Raw genomic sequence first — 3,139 nt, forward strand, 5'->3', positions numbered from 1 at the left:
CACCCATTTGTTCGCCCTTAGCGTGCAGATACGCCACTTTCGTGTAGTCACCCCATATAGCGCCAGTTCCTCGCCTGGACGCGGGCCGAGCCGATACGGTCGTCCCAAACCTGGGCGGCGCGCTGATAAGGGGTCTCGGGCTCGGGAGCCTTTCCGTAATGCGTAGAGGGTCTTCGGAACATCAGCGGTCGCTTTCAGAGAGGTTGATGGAAGAGCCGCCGCCATGGCTGTCGCCGCTGCGGACGGCATGGACGGTGGTGGAAACGGCGTGGCTCATCTGCTGGGAGCGTTTCATGCGCTGGGCCCAGGCGGGCGGCGTGTTTGAATTGCCGGCGGCGGGCGCGGCCTCGTCTGAGCCGCCGCCGATGGTGCCCATGGTCGAGGAGCCGCCGGTCGCCTCGAAGGCGGACTTGGCGCCCTCCGAGAAACTGGAGCGCATGCTTTCGGTCGAGCGTTCAGCGGCGCGGCGGAGCGGCGATGTTGCAGCGGAACCGGCGGCCCGGGCGACGCCGCCCAGGCCACTGGCCACACCTGAGGCGCCCGACTGCCCTGCGGCGCCCAGGCTGTAGGCGGTGGAAGCGCCGCCCGCGAGGGCGGCGCCCCCGCGAGCGGCGGCGGCCGCGCCTCCTGCCAGCGCGGCTCCTCCGGACGCCACCGCTCCAACCGTGGCGGCGCCTGCGGCGACCATGCCGCCCGCGGCTAGGCCGGTTCCGATGGCGGCGCCCGCGCCGAGCTGGGGTCCGCCAGAGACGAGACCGTTGGCGATGCCCGGACCGAAGATGCCAAGACCGAGCAGCGTCAGCGCCGCGAGCACGATGGCCATGGCCTGATCGATGGTGGGTGTTGCCCCGCCGAAGCCGGCGGTGAATTCGGAAAACAGGCTCGACCCGATGCCGATGATGACGCCGAGGACGAGCACCTTGATACCTGAGGAGATGACGTTGCCAAGCACACGCTCGGCCATGAAGGCGCTCTTGCCGAACAGCCCGAACGGGATGAGCACGAAGCCCGCCAGCGTGGTGAGCTTGAATTCGATCAACGTCACGAAGAGCTGGATGGCCAAAATGAAGAAGGCCAACAGCACCAGCGCCCAGGCGAGCAGCATCACCGCGATCTGGATGAAGTTCTCGAAGAAACTCCAGTAACCCATGAGATCGGATATGGAATCGAGCAGTGGCCGGCCGGCATCGAGGCCGGTCTGGGCGACGCGGCCGGGCCGCATCATGTCGGCGACGGTGAAACCGGTGCCGGAGGCTTTCAGGCCGAGGCCAGCAAAGCTCTCGAAGATGATGCGGGCCAGGTTGTTCCAATTGCCGATGAGGTAGGCAAAGACGCCGACGAACAGCGTCTTCTTCACCAGGCGCGCCATGATGTCTTCGTCGGCGCCCCAGCTCCAGAACAGCGCGGCGAGCGTGACGTCGATCACGATCAACGTCGTGGCGATGAACGCAACTTCGCCGGAGAGAAGCCCGAAGCCGCCGTCGATGTAGCGGGTGAAAACTTCCAGGAAGTGGTCGATGACGCCGGTGCCGCCCATGATCTCAGCGCGCCTCGTTCGTGTGGGAGTCGACGGCCGGCACGGGCTCCTTGACGATGGGCTCGCGCGTGACCGGCGGATTCTGCGGGATGTCCTGCGGACCGGGCGCCTGCGGCGCCGGCTGCGACGGCGTGAGGAAGCGGTCGCGGTTCTCCGCCCAGGTCTGCAGGCACTCGCTGTCGCTGGTGCCGGCCTCGCCGAGCCGCTGGCAGCGGCGCAGCTTTGCCTTCAGCGGATCGGCCGCCGCTTCCGCGGGCACCGCGATGCTGCGGTAGATCGGCGGCTCGTCCTTGCGGGCGAGTTCGATGGCGGTGGCGGTGACGGCGAAGGTCACGAAGAAGATGGCGCCGATGCGCGCGAGGATCTTTCCGTCCATCGTCGCGCCCTCAGTTGCCGTTCTGGAACATCTGCGCGTTGCCGGGCTGGTAGCCCGAGCCCGGCGTCAGGAAACGGCGGCGCTGCTCGCGGCCCTGTTCGGCGGCCGCCGACCGCTCGGCTTCGGCGAGCGCCTGGGAACGGCCGTTCGCCGAGACGACGGCGGTCAGGTCCGCGAGCTGCTGGGCCTGGAGTGCGAGAAGCTGGTTGCCCGCCTGGGTGGCCTGCAGCGCGCCGGTGGCGCCCTGGCTCTGGCCGACCAGCGCCGACATCTGGGTGCGGTTGGTGTCGATGTTGCCGACCACGCCGGCCTGGACGCGCATGGCGTCCTGAAGGCCGGAAACGGTGTTGTTCCAGCGCTCTTTCGCCTGGGCGATGAGCTGCTGATTGGACGCGCTCATCGAGGCGCTTCCGGCCCCGTAATTGGTGCGGAACGCCTGATCGATGTTCTGGACATCGTAGGCGATGCGCTGCGCCTGCTGCAGAAGCTGTTGGGTGCGCTGGACCGATTGCTGGAGCTGTTGCAGCGAGGAGAACGGCAGGCTCGCGAGGTTGCGGGCCTGGTTGATCAGCGAGGTGGCCTGGTTCTGGAGCGAGGTGATCTGGTTGTTGATCTGCTCCAGCGAACGCGCCGCCGTCAGGACGTTTTGAACGTAGTTCGTCGGGTCGTAGACGATCCATTGCGCCGAGGCCGGCGCGACTAGCACCGGCGACGCAGACAAAGGGATGGCGAGGACGGCGGCGGTGATCGCCGCGCGGGGAATGCGCAGTTTCATGGCAGGCTCTCCAGGTTGGTGAGGTCGGGAATGAGGTCGACCGCCCATGTCGCGCCGCGCAGCCGCAGCCAGGCGGCGAGGAATCCCTTGCGGCCATGCTCGGTGACGATGCGGTCTATGGCGGCCTGGTCGGTCTTCGACGAGGCGGCGCAGAGCGCCAGCGCGACGTCGGACAGGCCCAGCTCGAACAGGCGATTGCCTCGGCGGGACTGGCAGTAGTAGTCGCGCTTGGGCATCGCCCGCGCGAGGATCTCGATCTGGCGCGAATTGAGCCCGAAGCGCTGATATATCGCCGTGATCTGCGGTTCGATCGCGCGCTCGTTCGGCAGTAGCAGCCGGGTCTGGCAGCTTTCGATGATGGCTGGCGCGATCGCCGAGCCGTCGATGTCGGAAAGCTGTCCGTCGTCAGAACATTTGGCACAGGTCGCGGCGTAAATTAGCGGAGTGCGGG

Annotated in this window: 3 protein-coding genes and 2 pseudogenes; all 5 read right to left on the reverse strand. The window is 67.4% G+C overall.

The features are described from left to right. Nucleotides 1-59: 59 nt before the first annotated feature. Nucleotides 60-182: pseudogene (locus AX709_RS18080) on the reverse strand (conjugal transfer protein TrbF); the annotation flags it as partial. Beyond that, nucleotides 182-1,537: a P-type conjugative transfer protein TrbL gene (gene trbL / locus AX709_RS01145; RefSeq protein ID WP_054362436.1), complete on the reverse strand. Its 1,356-nt coding sequence runs from the start codon at nt 1,535-1,537 to the stop codon at nt 182-184. The pseudogene AX709_RS18080 and the gene trbL, both read right to left, overlap by 1 nt. A gap of 4 nt (nt 1,538-1,541) precedes the next feature. After that, entirely contained in the window at nt 1,542-1,913 is a 372-nt protein-coding gene (gene trbK-alt / locus AX709_RS01150) for a putative entry exclusion protein TrbK-alt (RefSeq protein ID WP_054362437.1), read from the reverse strand. A gap of 10 nt (nt 1,914-1,923) precedes the next feature. After that, nucleotides 1,924-2,688, reverse strand: a complete 765-nt coding sequence (gene trbJ / locus AX709_RS01155; protein WP_054362438.1) for a P-type conjugative transfer protein TrbJ — start codon at nt 2,686-2,688, stop codon at nt 1,924-1,926. Next, nucleotides 2,685-3,139, reverse strand: a pseudogene (locus AX709_RS01160) (hypothetical protein); the annotation flags it as partial. The pseudogene AX709_RS01160 and the gene trbJ, both read right to left, overlap by 4 nt.

It is taken from the genome of Sphingomonas sp. CCH15-F11 (genome assembly GCF_001557005.1).
In the GTDB taxonomy this organism is placed as follows: Bacteria; Pseudomonadota; Alphaproteobacteria; order Sphingomonadales; family Sphingomonadaceae; genus Sphingomonas.

What these genes read in the sequence shown, in the direction of transcription:
- trbK-alt (WP_054362437.1), bottom strand. Translation starts at nt 1,913, where the DNA reads ATGGACGGAAAGATCCTCGCGCGCATCGGCGCCATCTTCTTCGTGACC.
- trbJ (WP_054362438.1), bottom strand. Translation starts at nt 2,688, where the DNA reads ATGAAACTGCGCATTCCCCGCGCGGCGATCACCGCCGCCGTCCTCGCC.
- trbL (WP_054362436.1), bottom strand. Translation starts at nt 1,537, where the DNA reads ATGGGCGGCACCGGCGTCATCGACCACTTCCTGGAAGTTTTCACCCGC.